Source organism: Azospirillum sp. Sh1 (assembly GCF_008365135.1).
GTDB classification, from domain to species: Bacteria; Pseudomonadota; Alphaproteobacteria; order Azospirillales; family Azospirillaceae; genus Azospirillum; species Azospirillum oryzae.
The window spans coordinates 1-1032 of sequence record NZ_VTTK01000093.1 but is presented as its reverse complement, the minus strand read 5'-3'; the positions used below and the strand labels follow the sequence as shown (position 1 = coordinate 1032).

General features: G+C 63.2%; 1 pseudogene. It reads right to left on the bottom strand.

The features are described 5' to 3' along the window. Positions 1-966 (bottom strand): annotated as a pseudogene (locus FZ029_RS32745) (IS3-like element ISAzs33 family transposase); the annotation flags it as partial. Positions 967-1032: the final 66 nt, after the last annotated feature.

Genomic DNA, 1032 nt, shown 5'->3' with positions numbered 1-1032 from the left:
TCGATCGCCACAGCCGTTCGATGAAGACGTTGTCCATCCAACGGCCGCGCCCGTCCATCGATACCCGGATGCCGGCCGCGGTCAAGAGGCCGGTGAAGCGCGGGCTGGTGAACTGGCTACCCTGATCGGTGTTGAAGATGTCCGGCCGGCCGTGCCGCGCCATCGCCTCCTCGACGGCCTCGATGCAGAACTCGACGTCCATGGTGTTCGACAGCCGCCAGCTCAAGACCTTGCGCGTTGCCCAGTCCATCACCGCTACCAAGTACAGAAAGCCCCGACGCATCGGAATGTATGTGATGTCAGCGCACCAGACCTGGTTGGGTCGGTCGATGGTCATGTCACGCAGCAAATACGGCCAGATCTTGTGCTCGGGATGCGGCACGGTCGTCTTCGGGCGCTGGTAAACCGCCTGCAACCCCATCCGCGCCATCAGGCGGCGAACCCGCTTGCGGTTGACCTCATGGCCATGACGGCGCAGATGCCGGGTCATCTGCCGGCTGCCGTACCAGGGCGTTTCCAGGAACTGTCCGTCGATCAGCCGCATCAAGTCCAGGTTCACGGCCGGTTCGCCCTTGGCCGGCCCGTAGTAGCTGGACCGGCTGATGGAAACCAGCTCGCACTGTCGGGTGATCGACAGCTGCGGATGCTCCGGCTCGATCAGCTTCCGCCTCCGGCCGACGCTCATCGACCGGAGGCCTTGCGCAAAAAATCGCGCTCCACCACCAACTGGCCGATCATCGTGTGGAGCTTTTCCACCTCGCCCTGATGGCTGGTTTCGGCGGCTTCCGCCTTGCCGGAGAACACACCTGCCATCCCATCCATCGCCTGCTTCTTCCAAGCGTTGATCAGCGTCTGATGCACGCCGTGCTTGGCCACCAGTTGCGACACCGTCAACTCGCCCCGGATCGCCTCCAGCGCAACCTTCGCCTTGAACTCCGCCGAATACCGCTTCCGTTTCCCCGTCATCGGGTCCGTCCTTCCTGATGGGCGAACCAAGCTTATCCGACTGTCCGGGAAATGGGGACCAGCTCA